At 66.3% G+C, this 18,465-nt stretch carries 19 protein-coding genes; 14 read left to right on the top strand and 5 right to left on the bottom strand.

Annotated features, from left to right (window positions below):
- Nucleotides 1-137: 137 nt before the first annotated feature.
- The 4 genes from ACUCV0_RS07115 (at nt 138) to ACUCV0_RS07100 (ending at nt 4,533) form a co-directional block, all read left to right on the top strand.
- Complete coding sequence (locus ACUCV0_RS07115) at nt 138-1,388, top strand: ribonucleotide-diphosphate reductase subunit beta (protein WP_093254700.1); 1,251 nt, start codon at nt 138-140, stop codon at nt 1,386-1,388.
- A gap of 242 nt (nt 1,389-1,630) precedes the next feature.
- The gene (locus tag ACUCV0_RS07110) at nt 1,631-2,677 is read left to right on the top strand and encodes a hypothetical protein (RefSeq protein ID WP_482212375.1); all 1,047 of its coding nucleotides are present in this window, start codon (nt 1,631-1,633) and stop codon (nt 2,675-2,677) included.
- A gap of 191 nt (nt 2,678-2,868) precedes the next feature.
- Nucleotides 2,869-4,002, top strand: coding sequence for a GGDEF domain-containing protein (locus ACUCV0_RS07105; RefSeq protein WP_482212374.1), 1,134 nt, complete (start codon nt 2,869-2,871; stop codon nt 4,000-4,002).
- A gap of 48 nt (nt 4,003-4,050) precedes the next feature.
- The gene (locus ACUCV0_RS07100; protein WP_482212373.1) at nt 4,051-4,533 is read left to right on the top strand and encodes a GNAT family N-acetyltransferase; all 483 of its coding nucleotides are present in this window, start codon (nt 4,051-4,053) and stop codon (nt 4,531-4,533) included.
- A 343-nt stretch (nt 4,534-4,876) separates the two neighbouring features.
- Here the strand turns inward: ACUCV0_RS07100 and ACUCV0_RS07095 are convergent, their stop codons facing one another.
- Nucleotides 4,877-5,752 (bottom strand): LysR family transcriptional regulator, encoded by an 876-nt coding sequence (locus ACUCV0_RS07095; RefSeq protein WP_482212372.1) that lies wholly within the window; start codon nt 5,750-5,752, stop codon nt 4,877-4,879.
- A 176-nt stretch (nt 5,753-5,928) separates the two neighbouring features.
- Between ACUCV0_RS07095 and ACUCV0_RS07090 the strand changes: the two genes are divergently transcribed.
- On the top strand, nt 5,929-6,687 hold the full coding sequence (locus ACUCV0_RS07090) for an SDR family NAD(P)-dependent oxidoreductase (RefSeq protein ID WP_482212371.1): 759 nt from the start codon (nt 5,929-5,931) through the stop codon (nt 6,685-6,687).
- 139 nt (nt 6,688-6,826) lie between these two features.
- Here ACUCV0_RS07090 and ACUCV0_RS07085 read toward each other — a convergent pair whose 3' ends face one another.
- A complete protein-coding gene (locus ACUCV0_RS07085) occupies nt 6,827-7,570 on the bottom strand; it encodes a class I SAM-dependent DNA methyltransferase (protein ID WP_482212370.1) in 744 nt (247 codons plus the stop codon).
- A 98-nt stretch (nt 7,571-7,668) separates the two neighbouring features.
- Between ACUCV0_RS07085 and ACUCV0_RS07080 the strand changes: the two genes are divergently transcribed.
- Nucleotides 7,669-8,136, top strand: coding sequence for an RNA methyltransferase (locus ACUCV0_RS07080; RefSeq protein WP_059226744.1), 468 nt, complete (start codon nt 7,669-7,671; stop codon nt 8,134-8,136).
- A gap of 6 nt (nt 8,137-8,142) precedes the next feature.
- Here ACUCV0_RS07080 and ACUCV0_RS07075 read toward each other — a convergent pair whose 3' ends face one another.
- A complete protein-coding gene (locus tag ACUCV0_RS07075) occupies nt 8,143-8,973 on the bottom strand; it encodes an IclR family transcriptional regulator (RefSeq protein WP_482212369.1) in 831 nt (276 codons plus the stop codon).
- Nucleotides 8,974-9,212: 239 nt separating this feature from the next.
- On the opposite strand from ACUCV0_RS07075, the gene ACUCV0_RS07070 reads away from it, so the two are divergent.
- From ACUCV0_RS07070 to ACUCV0_RS07035, 8 genes are all read left to right on the top strand, one after another.
- Entirely contained in the window at nt 9,213-10,232 is a 1,020-nt protein-coding gene (locus tag ACUCV0_RS07070; protein WP_482212368.1) for an ABC transporter ATP-binding protein, read from the top strand.
- Nucleotides 10,229-11,095 (top strand): ABC transporter permease, encoded by an 867-nt coding sequence (locus ACUCV0_RS07065; RefSeq protein WP_059315654.1) that lies wholly within the window; start codon nt 10,229-10,231, stop codon nt 11,093-11,095. The genes ACUCV0_RS07070 and ACUCV0_RS07065 overlap by 4 nt, the downstream gene beginning before the upstream one ends.
- Before the next feature lie 4 nt (nt 11,096-11,099).
- Nucleotides 11,100-11,894, top strand: a complete 795-nt coding sequence (locus ACUCV0_RS07060; RefSeq protein WP_133863274.1) for an ABC transporter permease — start codon at nt 11,100-11,102, stop codon at nt 11,892-11,894.
- 17 nt (nt 11,895-11,911) lie between these two features.
- On the top strand, nt 11,912-12,202 hold the full coding sequence (locus ACUCV0_RS07055; RefSeq protein WP_482212584.1) for a (2Fe-2S)-binding protein: 291 nt from the start codon (nt 11,912-11,914) through the stop codon (nt 12,200-12,202).
- A complete protein-coding gene (locus ACUCV0_RS07050) occupies nt 12,199-13,560 on the top strand; it encodes an FAD/NAD(P)-dependent oxidoreductase (RefSeq protein ID WP_482212367.1) in 1,362 nt (453 codons plus the stop codon). Before ACUCV0_RS07055 ends, ACUCV0_RS07050 begins: the two co-directional genes overlap by 4 nt.
- Nucleotides 13,557-14,693 carry an NAD(P)/FAD-dependent oxidoreductase gene (locus ACUCV0_RS07045; protein ID WP_482212366.1) on the top strand — a complete coding sequence of 379 codons (1,137 nt, stop codon included), beginning with the start codon at nt 13,557-13,559 and terminating at the stop codon, nt 14,691-14,693. The genes ACUCV0_RS07050 and ACUCV0_RS07045 overlap by 4 nt, the downstream gene beginning before the upstream one ends.
- Nucleotides 14,684-15,712, top strand: a complete 1,029-nt coding sequence (locus tag ACUCV0_RS07040) for an ABC transporter substrate-binding protein (protein WP_187979971.1) — start codon at nt 14,684-14,686, stop codon at nt 15,710-15,712. Before ACUCV0_RS07045 ends, ACUCV0_RS07040 begins: the two co-directional genes overlap by 10 nt.
- 102 nt (nt 15,713-15,814) lie before the next feature.
- Complete coding sequence (locus ACUCV0_RS07035) at nt 15,815-16,162, top strand: cupin domain-containing protein (protein WP_271655557.1); 348 nt, start codon at nt 15,815-15,817, stop codon at nt 16,160-16,162.
- A 38-nt stretch (nt 16,163-16,200) separates the two neighbouring features.
- Here the strand turns inward: ACUCV0_RS07035 and ACUCV0_RS07030 are convergent, their stop codons facing one another.
- Both ACUCV0_RS07030 and ACUCV0_RS07025 read right to left on the bottom strand, forming a co-directional pair.
- Entirely contained in the window at nt 16,201-17,220 is a 1,020-nt protein-coding gene (locus tag ACUCV0_RS07030; protein WP_482212365.1) for a histone deacetylase family protein, read from the bottom strand.
- 1 nt (nt 17,221) lies between these two features.
- A complete protein-coding gene (locus ACUCV0_RS07025) occupies nt 17,222-18,451 on the bottom strand; it encodes a Zn-dependent hydrolase (RefSeq protein ID WP_482212364.1) in 1,230 nt (409 codons plus the stop codon).
- Nucleotides 18,452-18,465 lie beyond the last annotated feature (14 nt).

Raw genomic sequence — 18,465 nt, 5'->3', positions numbered from 1 at the left:
CCCTCTCCCCTGGGAGAGGGCTAGGGTGAGGGCCGAATCCCCACCCGCACCGCTCTTATCCCCTCTCCCTCCGGGAGAGGGCTAGGGTGAGGGCCCGCCGCCCCGCCCCCACCGCACAGCCACCCAGGAGACACCCCATGCTGAACTGGGAAGAATTCGACAAAGACGACGACACCACCCCCGCCAAGCCCGCACAGGCCGCCGGCCAGCAGGCGCCAGCCCAGACCGAGCGCCTGGATTCCGAGGGCGACGCCCTGGTCCATGACGCCCGCGCCCTGTCCGCCGATGACTCCGACGCCGTGGCCCGCGCCAAGGCCGCGCTGAACGAGCTGGACATCCAGGAAGGTCTGGACGACCTGGAAGGCTCTTCGGCTCGCGTGCACGTCGGCGACAAGCAGATGATCAACGCCCGCGCTGACCTCAACCAGCTCGTACCCTTCAAGTACGACTGGGCCTGGCAGAAGTATCTGGATGGTTGCGCCAACCACTGGATGCCCCAGGAAGTGAACATGAACGCCGACATCGCGACCTGGAAGAGCGCGGACGGCCTCACCGAGGACGAGCGCCGCATCGTCAAGCGCAACCTCGGCTTCTTCTCCACCGCCGATTCCCTGGTCGCCAACAACCTGGTGCTGGCCGTCTACCGCCTGATCACCAACCCCGAGTGCCGCCAGTACATCCTGCGTCAGGCCTTCGAAGAGGCGATCCACACCCACGCCTACCAGTACTGCATCGAATCGCTGGGCATGGATGAAGGCGAGATCTTCAACATGTACCACGAGATCCCGAGCGTCGCGAAAAAGGCAAGCTGGGGCCTGAAGTACACCCGTTCCATCTCCGACCCCGAGTTCAAGACCGGCACCCCGGAGACCGATCGCCAGTTCCTCAAGAACCTGATCGCCTACTACTGCGTACTGGAAGGCATCTTCTTCTATTGCGGCTTCACCCAGATCCTCTCCATGGGTCGCCGCAACAAGATGACCGGCACCGCCGAGCAGTTCCAGTACATCCTGCGTGACGAGTCCATGCACCTGAACTTCGGCATCGACATGATCAACCAGATCAAGATCGAGAACCCGAGTCTCTGGGATGCCCAGATGAAGGACGAAGCCACCCAGATGATCCTCCAGGGCACCCAGCTGGAGATCGAATACGCCCGCGACACCATGCCCCGCGGCGTGCTGGGCATGAACGCGGCGATGATGGAGGACTACCTCAAGTTCATCGCCAACCGCCGTCTGACCCAGATCGGCCTCAAGGAAGAATACCCGGGTGCCACCAACCCCTTCCCCTGGATGAGCGAGATCATGGACCTCAAGAAGGAGAAGAACTTCTTCGAGACGCGAGTGATCGAGTATCAGACCGGTGGGGCGTTGAGCTGGGATTGATTACCTAAGCTCTCCATCAAGTTGAGAGCCTGCTCAGAAAACAATTAAAAGCCCTGCCTTGGCGGGGCTTTTAATTGTTTAGGGCGGACAGTGCGAAGCTTTTCCATAGACTGTTTCGACAATAGCTTTAATTCGGCTATAAGCGTCAGCCTTTGCTCCTACGCGCAAAAGGCTGCGCCGTTTTTCACCCTACGTAGGCCTGATACCTCACGACACAGCGCTACTGTACTCAAGGACGGCACATGCCTCGCTGGACCGACCAACCCGCCACCGACACGGATGCCGTCTTCGATTTCATCCTCAAGTTCTCCGGTACCTTCCTGCGGCGTCATGCGTCGCTGCTGGCCAAGGGGCTGCCGCCGACCTTGGGCTTCGGGATGTTCCTGGCCTATTTCGCACGAAATCACTTCTATCCCAGCTTCGATCTCTTCCAGTTCTCGTCGCTGTTGCTGGCGGCTGCCTGCCTGGGCTTTCTGACCATAGGCGCCTTCGTTGCCGCGCTGTTCCTGCCTGGGGCCTGGGTTTATTACCGCTTCATCAATACGGCGGCAATCAAGGAAGACATCACCTACGCCCTGCCCTATCGCGGCGAGGGGCGCTTTCGCAAGATCATGCTGTTGATGACACTGGTGTTCTTCGTGCCCTATCTGCTGGCGGGGTTCAGTGATGCGGCCATTCTCTTCGTCGATCCTGAGCTGTTCCTCAGCGTTGCCTTGCTTGCGCCCATCCCCATCACGCTACTGGCGGGCATGGCCATACAGGGACTGTTCGACTTGCGCCGCTTCAGCTTCCTGAAGTTCGTCTGGGAGGCTTACCTGCCGACGATGGTCGTCGGCCTGTTCATCTTCTGGATGTTGGCCCAGGCCTATCCACTGGTGAGCGATTGGCAGCCGCTGTTCAAGTGGGGCGCCCTGGCCATCGCCCCCTTCATCATTGCCTTCGTCACGACCATGACTTCCATGCTGTTCATCGCCGGCTGGAAGGCGGCGATGATGTTTTCGCTGTTCTTCGCCCTCTTTCTGGCCGGCTATAGCGGGATGCTCACCACCCTGCCCGAGACCATGGTCAAGACGCTGGGCTTGGGGAATTACCAGGCCAAGGCCATCGTGCTCGATACCTCCTATTGCGCCAAGGAACAGGCCAGGGTGCTGCCTACCGATGACCAGTGCGTGCTCAAGGACGTGCAGGTGGTCTGGTCGCTGGGCGAGGCGTTCGTACTGCGCATGGCGGATGGCAGCACAGCGCGGTTGCCGGCCACGGCGATTCGGGCGCTGGTGAAACCCCAGTAACGGACGGTCCGCCTGCGCCAGCCAGAGGTCAGGTTTGAACTGCGGTTGTCTGCCCGTCATCATGGCGCGCCATCCTCTGCCTCAAGCCCGGGCCTGCCGTGTCGATAAGACTGCGGTGCGGCTCCGCTTTGGCGGGTGCTCGTTCCAGGCAGGGAGCGCCCTTCTCGTATCCAGACAGGTCCGATTCGCCCATGGCACTTGATGCCCCCACCATGCTGACCCTCACCATCGCCCTGGCGGCTGCCGCGGCGGGCTATCTGGCCATCGAGTGGCGGTCGGTGCGCGAGTCGGCGCTGCTGTACTGGAGCGCGGGTTTCGCGCTGATTTGCGTGGGTAGCACCCTGGCGCTGTTGCGTAGCCAGGGGCTGCTGCTGGTGGGCATCTGGTTCGCCAATGGGCTGCTGATCTTCGTGCATGGCCTCTTCTTGCTCGGCGTGGCACGCTTCACCGGGCGCCGCCTGAGTTTGGGCTGGTGGGCCTTCGCGGCGATCTGGCTGGGGATGTTGCTGCTGCCCAATGAGCCCTGGTGGTCCAAGGTACTGCTGGTGGTGCAGTCGCTTATGATCGGCATACTGGCGGTGCGGGCGAGTTTGCTGCTGCGGCGGCGCAACGCCGGAGAACGGCAGCTGCGCGTGGTGTTGCTGATCCATGGACTCTTCTATCTAGTCAAGATGATCCCACCGCTCACCCCCGGCACCTTAATCGACCTGGCGGTCTATCGCGGTGTCATCATCCAGATCTCGCTGGTAGAGGGGGTGATGGCGGTGATGCTGATCGCCCTGTCGATGACCGGCACGGTGCGCTATCGCCGCGAGCAGCATATTGAGCGCCTGGCCGGCAGCGATCCCCTGACCGGTCTGCATAATCGCCGCGCGCTGGAAGCCGAGGCGCCACGACTGTTCGGCCAGGCGACTCCGGCCCGACCCGGCGCCCTGCTGCTGATCGATCTGGACAACTTCAAGCTGGTGAACGACCTCCATGGCCACGCCGCGGGTGACGGCCTGCTGATCGCCCTGAGCGACTTGCTACGCACCACCCTGCCACGCCAAGCCCTGGCAGCGCGGCTGGGGGGCGATGAATTCGTGGTGCTGCTGGGCGAGGCGGCCGATGCGGACGTTGTGCGCCTGGCGGACACCCTGCGCCAGCGTTTCAACCAGCTGGCGGCGCAGCGCCTGCGGACGCCCGAGCCCGTCACCCTGAGCATCGGCGCCGTGCTGTTCGATCAGCCGCCGGAAAGCCTGGCGGATCTGTTGGAACGCGGAGACGGTGCGCTCTACGAGGCCAAGCGCGGTGGTAGGGATGGCTTGCGGATGAGCCTAGGATAAGGCCGCGCTAGTGGCTTAGGCTTGGTCCGTTGCCTGACCGAAGTCACCATGCCCATTGCCCTCGAATCCCCCGACCAACCCGAGGTGATCGCCCTGATCGCCGAACTGGATGCCTATCAGGACGGCCTCTATCCGCCCGAGAGTCGTCATGCCCTGGATCTCACATTGTTGATGCAGCCGAACGTACTGTTCCTGGTGGCCCGGGATGACAGCCGTAACGCGTTGGGCTGTGGAGCCATGGTGCTGCATGAGGGCTATGGCGAGATCAAGCGGATATATGTGAGCCCAACGGGTCGCGGGCAGGGGCTGGGTGGTCGCCTACTGGCGGAGCTGGAGCGTGAAGCGGCAGGCCGCGGGTGTGAGTTGGCGCGACTGGAAACGGGGCCCTATCAGCCGGAGGTCTTGGGGCTTTATGGAGCAGCGGGGTATCAACGGCGTGGTCCTTTTGGGACGTATCGAGATGATCCGTTGAGTGTGTTCATGGAGAAGCGGCTGGGCGATAGTGGCCAAGGCATCGATTGGCCGCGATAGCTCACGAGGTAGGTTGGGTTGAGCGCAGCGAAGCCCAACGTTGGTCCCAGCTTGTTGGGCTTCGACGATGGAGCTGTCTCAACCCGACCTACGTCCCATATCCCGACCTGCCTCTATGGAGATTTAGTGGGCAAGGCCTCGGTGGTCCGCGCGATGCCTTGCGAGGTAGGTTGGGTTGAGCGTAGCGAAGCCCAACGCTGGCCCTGGATTGTTGGGCTTCGACGATGGAGCTGTCTCAGCCCAACCTACGTCGCTTGTTTCAGTCCGCTTCCATGGGGGCGGTAGGTAAACCACGAATAGGTAGTGGCCGACGGGCGTGGACAGGCCTGCGCCGTTTTCCACGCTACGGGGTGAACTCCGCTAACAGGAATTCCACGAAGCTCCTCACCGTGACCGAGCGCCATCTCGCCTGGGGATAGAGCGCGGTCAGGGGGCGGGTGAGTTCCTGGCCTTGGAAGAGGCGGATCAGGCGGCCGGCGGCGACGTCTTCCTGCAGCAGGAAGGCCGGCTGGAGGATGATGCCAAGGCCCTGCAAGGCGGCCAGGCGCAGGGCGGGGCCGTTGCTGAGGTGCAGACGACCGGGTGGCAACGGGCCGAAGGGGGTACCGGTCTGGGCGCGCCATTGGCTCAGAGCGCGAGGGTCCATGCCGAGGCAGTCGTGGGCCTCCAGATCGGCCAGTCGCTCGGGGGTGCCGCGCTGGGCGAGATAGCCGGGCGCGGCGCAGCACCACATCACATAGGGCGCCAGGGGTCGCGCCACCAGGGAGGAATCGGCCAGTTCGCCGATGCGGATGGCGATGTCGATGCCCTCCTCCACCAGGTCCTGGACCCGGTCGCTCAGCACCAGATCGAGGGTGACCTGGGGATGCTGCGCCAGATATTCGCCGAGTCGCGGCGTAAGGCCGTAGGTGCCGAAGGACACCGGCGCCGAGACGCGCAGGATGCCGGCGGGCGCCAGGCGCTGGGTTTCGGCCTGGCGGTCGGTGTCGGCGACCAGGGCGAGGATCTCGCGGCAGCGGGCGTAGTAGCCCTCGCCGAAGGCGGTCAGGCGCTGGCGCCGGGTGGTGCGCACCAGCAGTTGCAGACCCAGGCGCTTTTCCAGACCGCGCAGGTGATTGCCGGCCATGGTCGGCGAGATGCCCTGGGCCTGGGCCGCAGCGGCCAGGCTGCCGCGCTCCACCACGGCAACGAACACCTGCATGCTGTCGAGCAGATCCATTCAACACTCCTGTTAAGGAATCCCTACACCTAGGTGGCGTTTATCTCATTTGGGTGATGGGTGAGGCTAGTGGTGTGGGTGAGGTCGCGAAGTGTTGGGCTTCGCTGCGCTCAGCCAAACGCGTGGAAAAGGCTGCGCCGTTTTCCACGCTACGACCCTGAAGTGGAGAATCGATCATGGATCTGCAACTGCACGACCGTACTGCCTTGGTTACTGGTGCCAGCATGGGCATAGGCACTGGCATCGCCCGCATCCTGGCGGCCGAAGGCGTTCAGCTGGCGATCACCGCGCGGCGGCGGGATGCCCTGGAAGAACTGGCCGAAGAGATTGCCGCGGCGGGTCATGCCCGGCCGCTGGTGATCGTGGCGGATATCACCGACGCCGAAGACGTCCAGCGTCTGGCGCGGGAAGCGGAGGAAGGGCTGGGCCGGGTGGACATCCTGGTCAATAACGCCGGCGGCACACGACCGCTTTCAGTGACGGCGGACGATGCGGCCTGGGACGAGGCTTGGGCCCTGAACTTCACTGCAACGCGCCGCCTGACCCAGGCGCTGCTAGGCGGGATGCGTGAGCGGCGCTGGGGACGCATCGTCAATTTCAGCGGCAGCATGGAACCGCGGGACCTGAACGGCGCCGGGGCGGCCAAGGCGGCGATCCAGTTCTGGTCCAAGGGGCTGGCGAGTCAGCTGGCGGCCGAGGGCATCACGGTCAACACCATCGCGCCGGGGCGGATCAATTCCGAGCAGATCCTGCAGCGGCTGCACCCGACGCCCGAGGCGCGCCAGGCCTTTATCGCCCGCCACATTCCCATCGGCTATTTCGGCGAGCCGGAAGACGTGGGCCAGGTGGTGGCCTTTCTCGCCTCACCGCTGGCGCGCTACCTCACCGGCGATGTGATCGCGGTGGATGGCGGGATGCATGCCCATGCCCACTAAGACTCTGTACAAAGTCTGCTGCGCGTCGGCCAAACTGCGTTGAAAAGGCCTTCGGAATGCTCATTTACCACTCGTAAACTCCGCTTCCTCAGGCATTTTCGCCTTGTTTGGCTCTAGCTCGCGAGACTTTGAACAGACTCTAGCGCCTGACGCAGACAAACAGCGCATTGCCCGCCTCGCCGGCCCAGGGTTCGATGCGCTGGTAGTCGTGCTCCAGCACCTGCACCTCGAACTGCGGCTCCACTAGGGCCAGCAGTTCGGGGAAGTCCACCGCCACCATAGGGTGTTCGTCCTGCCAGGTCTGCTGCTCGCCGGCGTGGCGGCGTTCGATGCGCAGGCGGAGTTGCTGGTGTTCGCCCTCGCCTGGGTAGTGCCAGGCGGAGGCGAAGCTGAAGTGGCCATCGGCCCGCGCGACGCTGTGGCCGACGCTGGAGGCATTGTCGATGCGGCGCTTGTCCACGGCGTTGAAGCAGAACAGGCCGCCGGGGGTCAGGGCCGCCTGGACCTGCGCCAGGCAGGCCTGGAGCCGTGCGAGGCTGCCGCTGTAGTGCAGGGAGTAGAGAAAGCAGGTGATCAGATCGACCGGCTGCTCCAGCGTGAAGCTGCACATGTCCTGGCAGGAAAACTCCGCCTCCGGGCAACGCAGCGCGGCCTGGGCGAGCATCGGCGGATTGAGGTCCAGCCCGCTGCTCTGGAAGCCGGCATCGAGGAAATGCCGCACATGGGGGCCGGTGCCGCAGGCGAGATCCAGGTGATGGCTGCCGCCGTTGCCGAACAGCCGCTGCAGGCGCAGAACTGCCTGGCTCTGGGCCCGGTAGTCGATGTCGGCGCAGAGCAGGTCGTAGTAGGCCGACAGGTCGGTGTAGAGGGCAGTGGCTGACATCGCAGGGGCTCGGGGCTGGAGACGAGGGCGCGCATCTTAGTCGGTTTCTGCAACCTTCGACGCCTTATAATGGCGGTTTTCCCGAGAGTCCTCCTGACGTGAGCAACAAGAGATACGCCTGCATCGGCCTGAGCAACCCCAAGTCGCCGTCCAACGTCGGGTCCATCATGAGGGCGGCGGGTTGCTACGGGGTGGCCTCGGTGTTCTATACCGGCACCCGCTACGACCGGGCCAAGGACTTCGTCACCGACACCAAGAAGGTCCACCAGGATATCCCGCTGATCAACATCGACGACCTGCGCCGCATCCTGCCGCTGGGATGCGTGCCGGTGGCGGTGGAGCTGGTGGACGGCGCCCGGCCGCTGCCCGAGTACACCCATCCCGATCGCGCCCTCTATCTGTTCGGCTCGGAAGATGGCTCGCTGAGCCAGGAGCTGCGCGACTGGTGCGAAGACGTGGTGTACATCCCCACCCAGGGCTGCATGAATCTGGCGGCCACGGTCAATGTGGTGCTCTATGACCGTCTGGCTAAGGGTAATAACACCCGCTCCGGTCCGCTGTTCTAACGCCCCTCAACCAAACCCCTGGGTCGGCCGGCGCAAGACCGGATCGAAGGGGTTGATGCGCGCGGCGATCACTCCGGCTTCGCGCCTGAGTAGCTCGATCACCGTGGGCAGGCGCTGGGGGTTGAGGCGTTCGCTCAGGGTGCCCACGCTCAGGGCTGCTACCGCCCGGCCGTTGCGGTCGAGGATGGGTACAGCGAGGCCTGCCATGCCGGCCAGTACTCCGGTGTTGCGCGCGGCATAGCCCTGCTGGCGGACGTTGTCGATCTCGGCGCGCAGGAGCACCTCATCGTAATGATGAGCGTCGCGCAGCCGCGGCAGGTTGTAGCGGATCACCTCTTCGCGCTCTTCCTCAGGCAGGAAGGCCAGGATCGCCAGGGCGCCCTGGCCGCCGCCCAGGGGCACACGGCCGCCGATGTCGCCAGTGAAGGTGCGAATCGGATAGGGCCCCTCGCTACGGTCCAGGCACATGGCGTCGAAGCCGCTGCGCGCCAGCAGGAACAGCGAATCCCCCAGGGACGCCGACAGTCGCAGCAGACTCGGTCGCGCCAGGTCGCGCAGGTTGCCGACCTGCCCGGCGCGGGCCGCCAGGGCGAAGAAGTCCAGGCTCAGGCGGTATCTCTTGCTGCGGGCGCACTGTTCAACCATGCCCTCCTCCACCAGGCCGCGCAGCAGCCGGTGAGTAGTGGGTTGCGACAGGCCCACGCGCTCGGCCAGACGAGTGACCTTTTCGCCCTCAGGGTCCCCTTCGCCCAGGGCACGCACCACGGCGAACACCCGGCTGATGGCGCCGACACCCACCTCGGCAGAACCCATATTTCTTTCAGTGGAATCTGGCATCTATCTATCACCTAAAAATTTCACTGAATGAATAAATCTAAAAAAAGAGTTCAATCAGTGAAAAACCTACTTGTCCGGCATCCTAGGTCGCCCTTACCTTCAGGTCCATAGGGCGATACTCACAATCACCGGACGCCGCCAATCGAGCGAGCGCCAACGTCCCATTTCCAGGCTGTCTTTCGCCCTGCCACAACCCTGCCCGCCATCCGTGTGGGCGTGACTGGAGGAGCATTGCGGCCATGGCTTTCCTGACTCTCGACAACCTCAGCAAGCGCTACGGCGACAGCTACGCGGTGGCCGGTTCGACCCTGGCCATCGAGCGCGGCGAATTCGTCTCGCTGCTCGGCCCCTCCGGCTGCGGCAAGACCACCACCCTGCAGATGATCGCCGGCTTCGTCGACGTCAGCAGCGGGCGCATCCTTCTTGATGGCCAGGACATCACCCAGGCCAAGCCGGCCAGCCGGGGTCTCGGGGTGGTATTCCAGAGCTATGCGCTGTTTCCGCATATGACCGTTCGCGACAACGTGGCCTTCGGCCTGCGCATGCGCAAGGTGGCGGGCACGGAGCTGGCGCGGCGGGTCGAAGAGGCCCTGGCGCTGGTGCATCTGGGACCGCATGCCGAGCGTTATCCGCGCGAACTCTCCGGCGGTCAGCGCCAGCGGGTGGCCCTGGCGCGGGCGCTGGTGATAGCACCACCGGTGCTCTTGCTCGACGAGCCGCTGTCCAACCTGGACGCCCATCTGCGCGAGGAGATGCAGTTCGAGATCAGCCGCATCCAGCGCGAGGTGGGCATCACCACCCTGATGGTCACCCACGACCAGTCCGAGGCGCTGTCCATCAGCGACCGGGTAGTGGTGATGGAGGCCGGGCGTATCACCCAGGTGGATGCGCCCTATCGCCTCTACGAACACCCGCGCAACAGATTCATCTCCGACTTCGTCGGCAAGGCCAACCTGCTGCCCGGCACCCTGGACGCCCAGGGCCAGCCGCAGATCGCCGCCGGTGGCGCCCTGGCGATCTCACTGCGCCCGGAAAAGATCGAGCTGCGCCCCGCCGGTGAAGGTCGCCTGCAAGGTCGGGTGCTGACCCGTTTCTTCCTCGGCAGCCAGTGGCTGTATCGGCTGGAGACGACGCTGGGCGAGGTGTCGGTGCTGCGCAGCAACGATGGGCAACCGCCGCTGGATGAAGGCCAGAACGTTGGCCTGCATTGGGACGACAGACTGCTGCGCCGACTGGAAGCCGCGGAGGCGGCGGCATGAGCACCCTGCTGCGCGGCACCGGTCGCGCCTATCTGCTCAGTGCCCCGGCCCTGGTGCTGTTCGCCGGGCTGCTGCTGGCGCCCCTGGCGCTGACCCTCGTGCTCTCCTTCAACGTCTTCGACTACGAAACCGGGGTCAAGGAAGGCAGCTACACCCTCGCCCACTACCTCAATCTGCTGGGCGATCCCTATTTCTACGAGATCTTCCTGCGCACCTTCTGGATCAGCGCCCTGGTCACCCTGCTCTGCGTGCTGATCGGAGTGCCCGAGGCCATCGTCCTCAGCCGCATGGGCGCGCCCTGGCGCTCGATCTTCCTGATCCTGGTGCTGACACCGCTCTTGATCTCGGTGGTGGTGCGCGCCTTCGGCTGGAGTCTGCTACTGGGCGCCGACGGACTGGTCAACCAGGCCATCGTGGCCCTGGGCGGGCGTCCGCTGAAGCTGCTCTACACGCCCTTCGCGGTGATCGTCGGCCTGGTCCACGTGATGCTGCCCTTCATGATCATCCCGGTGTGGACCTCGCTGCAGAAGCTCGATCCCGCCGCCGAACAGGCCGCGCTATCCCTGGGCGCCAGTCACCTGACGGTGCTGCGGCGCATCGTGCTGCCCCAAGTGATGCCCGGGGTGCTCTCCGGAACGCTGATCGTCTTCGGCCTGGCCGCCAGTTCCTTCGCCATCCCCGGTCTGCTGGGCGGACGCCGGCTGAAGATGGTCGCCACCCTGATCTACGACCAGTACCTGGCCGAGCTGAACTGGCCGATGGGCGCCACCCTGGCGGTAGCGCTGCTGCTGCTCAACCTGCTGGTGATGCTGGGCTGGAATCGCCTGGTGGAACGCCGCTACAAACGTGCCCTGGGAGTCTGACCTCATGACCCGCAACGGCCCGCTCGGGCTCGCCTTCCATACCCTGGTGATGGTCTTCATGCTGGCCCCCCTGGTGGTGGTCTGCCTGGTGGCCTTCACCCCGGAGAACACCCTCAGCCTGCCCACCTCCGGCTTCTCGCTGCGCTGGTTCGCCGCCGTGTTCGAGCGGGCGGATTTCCTTACCGCCTTCTACAACAGCCTGCAGCTGGCCGCCCTCTCGGCGACCCTGGCGACGCTGATCGCGGTGCCGGCCGGGCTGGCCATCACCCGCTACCGCTTTCCCGGCCAGGGCTTTCTCAACGGCCTGTTCCTCTCGCCGATCATCATCCCGCACCTGGTGCTGGGCGTGGCCATGCTGCGGCTGTTCGCGCTGCTGGGGGTGAACGGCAGCTTCAGCTGGCTGGTGCTGGCCCACGTGGTGGTGATCACCCCTTATGTGCTGCGCCTGGTGATCGCCGCCGCCATCGGCATCGACCGCAGCGCCGAGCAGGCCGCCGAGAGCCTGGGCGCCAGTCGCACCACGCTGTTCTGCCGCATCACCCTGCCGATGATCCTGCCCGGCGTCGCCGGCGGCTGGCTGCTGGCCTTCATCAACAGTTTCGACGAGGTGACCCTGTCGATCTTCGTCACCTCGCCGGCGACCCAGACCCTGCCGGTGCGGATGTACGTCTACGCCACCGAATCCATCGATCCGATGATGGCGGCGGTGTCGGCCCTGGTGATCGCCCTGACCGCGGCCACCATGATCCTGCTCGACCGCATCTATGGCCTGGATCGCGTGCTGGTGGGCAAACAATGAACAGCCGAGACCCGTCCATGGCACTGCTCAAGCGGGTGGCCGAACGCGACCGCCCGACCCTGGTCTTCACCATCGATGGCCAGCCGGCCGAGGGCCTGCAGGGCGACACCCTGCTCACCGCCATCCTGACCCAGAGCGATCACCTGCGCGGCAGCGACTTCGGCGGCGAACCCCGCGCCGGCTTCTGCCTGATGGGCGCCTGCCAGGACTGCTGGGTGCGCCTGGCCGACGGCCGCCGGGTGCGTGCCTGCGCCACCTTTCTCGAAGCGGGCCAGCAGGTCAGCCGCGATCCGGGGCGGCCGCTGTGAGCGCCGTCGTGGTGGTGGGCGCCGGGCCGGCGGGCATCCGTGCGGCCCAGACCCTGGTCGCCCATGGCCTGGAGCCGGTGCTGCTGGACGAAAGCGCCCGCGGCGGCGGCCAGATCTATCGCCAGCAACCGGGCAATTTCCGGCGCCCGCTAAAGGCGCTCTATGGCTTCGAAGCCGACAAGGCCCAGGCACTCCACGGTGCTTTGACCGAGGTGCAGACGGCGCTGGACTATCGCCCCGACACCCTGGTGTGGAATGCCGAGCAAAGCGCCCTGGATACCCTGAGCCAGGGCCGCTACGTCGATCGCCTGACCTTCGACCAGGTCATCGTTGCCACCGGTGCCACCGACCGCATCCTGCCGGTGCCGGGTTGGACCCTGCCGGGCGTCTACAGCCTCGGCGCGGCTCAGGTGGCACTCAAGTTCCAGGGCTGCGCCATCGGTAGCCGTCCAGTGCTGGCCGGGACGGGCCCGCTGCTCTACCTGGTGGCCTATCAATACGCCAAGGCCGGGGTCAAGCCGCTGGCCGTGCTGGACAGCGCGCCCTTCCGCGACCAGGCCGCAGCTACCCCGGCGCTGCTCGGCCAGCCGGCCACCTTCGCCAAGGGCCTCTATTACCGCAGCTGGCTGGCGCTGCACGGCGTGCCCGTGCACCAGGGCGCTGAACTCCTTGCCGTCGAAGGCGAACGCCGCGTGGAGGCCGTTCGCTGGCGCACTGCCGATGGCGAAGCGCATCGGCTGGAATGTGATGCTCTCGGCTTCGGCCAGACACTGCGCAGCGAAACCCAGCTGGCCGATCTGCTGGGCTGCGAGTTCGCCTGGAATCCGCTCAATCGCGCCTGGCTGCCGGCGCGGGACAACGACGGCCGTAGCAGCCAGGCCGGGGTCTACCTGGCCGGCGACGGCGCCGGTATCCAAGGCGCCGATGCCGCCGAACTGGCCGGCGAGCTGGCCGCCCTGAGCCTGCTGGCCGATCGCGGCCTGACGGTGGACGCGACGCGGGTCGACGCCTTGCAAGCACGCCTAGCCCGCTTCGAGGTCTTTCGCCAGGGCCTGGAGCGCGCCTTCCCCTTCCCCGCGGACTGGGCCGCCAAGGCGCCGGATGACTTGATGGTGTGCCGCTGCGAGCAGGTCAGCGCCGGCGAGATCCGCGCCGCGGTGGATCAGGGGCACTGGGAGATCAACAGGGTCAAGGCCACCTGCCGGGTCGGCATGGGCCGCTGCCAAGGCCGCCTCTGCGGAGCGGCGGCGGCCGAGCTGATCGCCTGCGCCAGTGGTCGGCCGCTGGACCAGATCGGCCGGTTGCGCGCCCAGGCGCCGATCAAGCCGCTGCCCTTTGGCGTGGAGCTGGCGCCATGAGCCGGCAGGACGTGGATGTGCTGATCATCGGCGGCGGCATCGTCGGCAGCAGCGCGGCGCTGTTCCTGGCCCAGGGCGGCCAGCGCGTCGCCCTGCTGGAGCGCAACTTCTGCGGCGCCCAGGCCAGTGGCGTCAACTACGGCGGGGTGCGCCGCCAGGGCCGGCCGCTGGTGCAGTTGCCGCTGTCCAGTCGCGCCCATGAGATCTGGGGCGGTCTGCAGGACCTGCTGGGCACCGATGGCGAATACCTCAGATCCGGCCATCTCAAGCTGGCCCGCAGCGAGACCGACTTCGCCTCCCTGCAAGCCTATGCCCAGGCCAGCCAGGGCTTCGACCTGGATCTGCAACTGCTCGACCGCGGCGAATTGCGTCGCCGCTTTCCCTGGGTCGGCGACATCGCCGTGGGTGCCTCTTTCTGCCCGGAGGATGGCCACGCCAATCCACGGCTGGTCTCCCCGGCCTTCGCCCGGGCAGCCGCGCGTGCCGGCGCGCAGATTTTCGAGCGTACCGCCGTGACCGCCGTCGAGCACGACGGCCAGCGCTTCCAGCTCCGCACCGACAGCGGCCTGACCTTGAGCGCGCCCTGGCTGCTGAATTGCGCCGGCGCCTGGGCCGCGGAGCTGGCCGCCCGCTTCGGCGAGCCGGTCCCCCTCACCGCGGCCCATCCGGCCATGCTGGTGACCGAACCGCTGCCGCCCTTCATGACCGCCAGCACCGGCGTGGAAGGCGGCGGCATCTATGCCCGCCAGGTGGCGCGCGGCAATTGCGTGCTGGGCGGCGGGCGCGGTTTCGCCCTCGACGCCGACCGCGCCCGCCCCGGCCAGCTGGCCATCCTCGACATCCTCAGAAACGCCGCCGAACTCTATCCGGCCCTCACCGGCGCCCAGGCGATCCGCACCTGGAGCGGCGTCGAGGGCTATCTGCCCGATCACCAGCCGGTGCTCGGCCCCAGCCTCACCACCCCCGGCCTGCTGCACGGCTTTGGCTTTGCCGGCGCGGGCTTCCAGATCGGGCCGGCGGCTGGCGAAGCCCTGGCCGAGTGCATCCTGCAGGGCGCGCCCCGGCACAGCCTGCAGGCCTTTTCCATCGCCCGTTTCCCTTCCCAGCCCAGGAGTTCCCAATCATGCGCCTGACCCCTGCCCTGCTCGTGGCCCTCGCCGGCCTGCCCCTGGCCGCCGTGGCCGAACCGACGCTCTACCTCGGCATGAACGGCGGCACCATGGAGCGCCTCTATGCCGACAGCGTGCTGCCCGCCTTCGAGAAGGCGCACAACGTCAAGGTAGTGATCGTGCCCGGCACCTCGGCGGACATCCTCGCCAAGGTCCAGGCCAGTCCGCAGAAGCCGCCGATCCACGTGATGTTTCTCGACGACGGCATCATGTACCGCGCCATCGGCATGAATCTGTGCAGCCCGCTCAAGCCCAGCGCGAGCCTGGCGCAGATCCCCGACAAGGCCAAGATCAAGGACCAGGCGGCCGCCGTCAGCCTGGGCGTGACCGGTCTGGCCTACAACAGCCGGCTGTTCAAGGACAAGGGCTGGGCAGCGCCGACCTCCTGGGCTGACCTCGCCGATCCCAAGTACAAGGGCAAGGTGGTGTTCCAGTCGCTGTCCTCGTCGACCTTCGGGCTGCACGGTTTCCTGATGTTCAACCGCCTCAAGGGCGGCACCGAGCAGGACGTCGACCCCGGCTTCAAGGCCTGGCCCACCACCGTCGGCCCCAATGTGCTGGAGTACATCCCCAGTTCGGCCAAGCTCTCGGAGATGGTGCAGACCGACGAGGCGGCGCTGTTCCCGCTCACGCCCACCCAGGTCACCGCGCTCAAGCTCAAGGGTATCCCGGTGGAATACGCACCGCCCAAGGAAGGCGCCGTGGTACTCAACGTGGCCGAATGCGTGACCGCCAACAACGACCAGCCGGAGCTGGCCCAGCAACTGGCTGAGTACCTGCTGACCCCCGAAGCCCAGGCGCCGGCGCTGGAACTGGGCGACCAGATCCCGTCCAACCCCAATACCCCCACCACCGACAAGACCCGCGGCCAGGTGGACGCCATGCAGAACTACCTGAAGACCGCCGTGACCATCGACTGGGACGAGGTCAACAAGGTACGGCCGCAGTGGAATGCGCGTTGGAACCGGCAGGTGGAGCGCTAGTCGGTCGGATAGCGCAAACGCACCACTAGAGGTCGACCCTGGACAACTCCGGTCCGGGGCGACCCCTCACCCTTGGCGGCTTCCATCACCAGGAGAGCCGCCATGGCCAACCCGCCCATCACCGTTCTGCGCGACACCCAACCCATGCCCGTGGTCGATGCCTGCAAATGGGAGCGCATCGAAGGCGATCCCCATACCGTCAACCTCAATGCCTATACCTCCGATGACGGCAGCAAGATCATGGGCACCTGGATCTGCACCCCCGGCAAGTGGCGCGTCGACTACGTGAAGTGGGAGTACTGCCACTTCCAGGAGGGCTACTGCATCATCACCCCCGATGGCCAGGAACCCATCCACCTGAAAGCCGGCGACATCTTCGTCGTCGAGCCCGGCATGAAGGGCACCTGGGAAGTGGTCGAGACGGTACGCAAGTACTTCGTCTTCGCCTGATCCTGCCAGCCCCCGGCGCCGCTGCCGGGGGCCAGGCTTCAGCGACCGTCGAAGCCGCGGAAGAAGCGCTCGGCGTTGTCGCGCAGGGTTTCCAGGTCGTAACCACCCTCCTGCACGATCACCGTGGGCAGCCCCAGGGCCTTGATCCTTTCCCCCAGCCGGCCGAAGCCTGCCTGACTCACCGCCACCTTGGATTGCGGGTCCTTCTCGTAGATGTCGAAACCCAGGGACAGCACCAGCACGTCCGGCGCCCACCGACGCAGCGCCGCCTCGGCCTCATCCAGGCGGGCGAAGAAGTCGGCCTCGGAGGCGCCATGGGGCATTGGCAGGTTGAGGTTGCAGCCTTCGCCCTGCCCACTGCCATGCTCATCGGCGAAGCCGGCCACCACCGGATAGAAGTTGGTCGGATCGCCGTGGATCGACAGGTAGAAGACGTCGTCGCGCTCGTAGAAGATTTCCTGGATGCCCTGACCGTGGTGCATGTCGGTATCCAGGATGGCGACCCGGGCAAAGCGCGTCCGTAGCTCCTGGGCGGCGATGGCCGCTCCGTTCAGGTAGCAGAAACCACCGGCCGCCTCGGCCCGGGCATGGTGGCCTGGCGGGCGACACAGCGCATAGGCGGCCGGCTCGCCGTCACGCACGCAGCGCGCCGCCGCCACCGCGCTCTGCGCGGAGCCATAGACGGCAGCCCAGGTCTGGGCGCCGATCGGACAACTGCCATCGGCCAGGTAGCGGGCGGTCTGGCCGAGGATGCCGCGCAACGGATTGCCTTCGCGAATGTAGATGTTCGACATCACCTCGTCGCCCCAGTCTTCGGGCACCTGATGCCAGTCGTGGTAGGCGTTTTCCAGGTAGGTCACATAGGCTTCGCCGTGCACCGCATGCAGCGGCTCGCGGCCATGATCCACCGGCTGTTCGAGGGGATAGCCCAGGCGCTCCACCGCCGCGAGCAGGGCATCGAGGCGGGCCGGCACCTCCTGGGGCGTGCGCATCTGGCCGCGGGACAGGTAGCTGCGTGGGTGATGCAGACGCTGGTCGGGATGGAAGAAGGTCTTCACGTCATCTCTCCTGGTGGCCGGCGCGAGCCAGCACCGCATTGAACAGGACGTCGGCGCCACGGCGGACGTCCTCGAAGGTGGCCGATTCGGCCTCGTTGTGACTCAGACCGCCGGCGCAGGGGATGAAAATCATCGCGGTGGGGCAGTGCCTGGCCAGGTGGATGGCGTCGTGACCGGCGCCGCTGATGATGTCGCGGTAGGGATAGCCCAACGCCTGGACTGCATTGCGCACAGCGGCGACGCAATCGGCAGCGAAGGGGGTAGCAGGACTCAGCCAATGCCGCTGGACGTTCAGCGACAAGCCGCGCTCGTCGGCCACGGTGGCCAGGCATTCGCGCGCGGCCGCTTCCATGGCGGCCAGCGTCTGGTCCTGGGGATGCCGCAGGTCCAGGGTGAAATGTACCTCCCCGGCGATGGTGTTGCGCGAGGAGCGCGCGACCTCCAGCTGCCCCACGGTGACCAGTCCGTCGCCGAAGCGAGAGGCGAGATCCTCCAGCGCAGCCAGCATCCGGCCGACACCGAACAGGGCATCCCGGCGCCTGGCCATCGGCGTGGTGCCGGCGTGAGCGGCGGTCCCCTGAACACGGATGTCGAGCCAGCAGATCGCCTGGCCGCCGGTCACCACACCGATAGGGACACCCGCGTCTTCCAGCACCGGCCCCTGCTCGATGTGCGCCTCGAAGTAGGCGTCGAAGGGCCGACCCAGGGGCAGGTCACCGGCATAACCGATGCGCTCCAGGCTGGCGGCCACGGAGATGCCGTCGCGGTCGCAGGTCGCCAGGGCATCGGCCAGGGGCAGTTGCCCGGTGAAGACCGCGGACCCCAGCATGGCGGGGGTGAAGCGAGCGCCCTCCTCGTTGGTCCAGACGGCGAGTTCCAGCGGCCGGTCGGTCTGGATGTCCGCATCGTTCAGGCTGCGCATCACCTCGAGCCCGGCGAGCACGCCATAGACGCCATCGAAACGGCCGCCCTTGGGCTGGGTGTCCAGATGGCTGCCCATGACCACCGGTGCGGCCTGGGCATCGCGACCCGGCCGGCGGGCGAACAGATTGCCGATGCGATCCACCGCCAGGCTCAGGCCGGCAGCCTCGCACCATTGGCCGAACAGGGCACGTCCCTGGCGATCCTCCTCGCTCAGCGCCAAGCGGCTGCTGCCACCGGCCTCACCGGGGCCCACCTCGGCCATGGCGGCCAGGCTTTGCCAGAGGCGTTCACCGTCGATTCGATACATGCTGTGTTCCTCGT

Source organism: Pseudomonas sp. VMV1, assembly GCF_056790235.1.
Note: the sequence above shows the minus strand (reverse complement) of the source record. Positions and strands in the feature narration are given on the sequence as shown.

Excerpts from the sequence above, each read along its gene's own strand:
- ACUCV0_RS07105 (WP_482212374.1), top strand. The coding sequence starts at position 2,869 with ATGGCACTTGATGCCCCCACCATGCTGACCCTCACCATCGCCCTGGCG.
- ACUCV0_RS07035 (WP_271655557.1), top strand. The coding sequence starts at position 15,815 with ATGGCCAACCCGCCCATCACCGTTCTGCGCGACACCCAACCCATGCCC.
- ACUCV0_RS07065 (WP_059315654.1), top strand. The coding sequence starts at position 10,229 with ATGAGCACCCTGCTGCGCGGCACCGGTCGCGCCTATCTGCTCAGTGCC.
- ACUCV0_RS07095 (WP_482212372.1), bottom strand. The coding sequence starts at position 5,752 with ATGGATCTGCTCGACAGCATGCAGGTGTTCGTTGCCGTGGTGGAGCGC.
- ACUCV0_RS07075 (WP_482212369.1), bottom strand. The coding sequence starts at position 8,973 with ATGCCAGATTCCACTGAAAGAAATATGGGTTCTGCCGAGGTGGGTGTC.
- ACUCV0_RS07115 (WP_093254700.1), top strand. The coding sequence starts at position 138 with ATGCTGAACTGGGAAGAATTCGACAAAGACGACGACACCACCCCCGCC.
- ACUCV0_RS07110 (WP_482212375.1), top strand. The coding sequence starts at position 1,631 with ATGCCTCGCTGGACCGACCAACCCGCCACCGACACGGATGCCGTCTTC.
- ACUCV0_RS07055 (WP_482212584.1), top strand. The coding sequence starts at position 11,912 with ATGGCACTGCTCAAGCGGGTGGCCGAACGCGACCGCCCGACCCTGGTC.
- ACUCV0_RS07025 (WP_482212364.1), bottom strand. The coding sequence starts at position 18,451 with ATGTATCGAATCGACGGTGAACGCCTCTGGCAAAGCCTGGCCGCCATG.
- ACUCV0_RS07100 (WP_482212373.1), top strand. The coding sequence starts at position 4,051 with ATGCCCATTGCCCTCGAATCCCCCGACCAACCCGAGGTGATCGCCCTG.
- ACUCV0_RS07045 (WP_482212366.1), top strand. The coding sequence starts at position 13,557 with ATGAGCCGGCAGGACGTGGATGTGCTGATCATCGGCGGCGGCATCGTC.
- ACUCV0_RS07040 (WP_187979971.1), top strand. The coding sequence starts at position 14,684 with ATGCGCCTGACCCCTGCCCTGCTCGTGGCCCTCGCCGGCCTGCCCCTG.
- ACUCV0_RS07090 (WP_482212371.1), top strand. The coding sequence starts at position 5,929 with ATGGATCTGCAACTGCACGACCGTACTGCCTTGGTTACTGGTGCCAGC.
- ACUCV0_RS07060 (WP_133863274.1), top strand. The coding sequence starts at position 11,100 with ATGACCCGCAACGGCCCGCTCGGGCTCGCCTTCCATACCCTGGTGATG.
- ACUCV0_RS07070 (WP_482212368.1), top strand. The coding sequence starts at position 9,213 with ATGGCTTTCCTGACTCTCGACAACCTCAGCAAGCGCTACGGCGACAGC.
- ACUCV0_RS07085 (WP_482212370.1), bottom strand. The coding sequence starts at position 7,570 with ATGTCAGCCACTGCCCTCTACACCGACCTGTCGGCCTACTACGACCTG.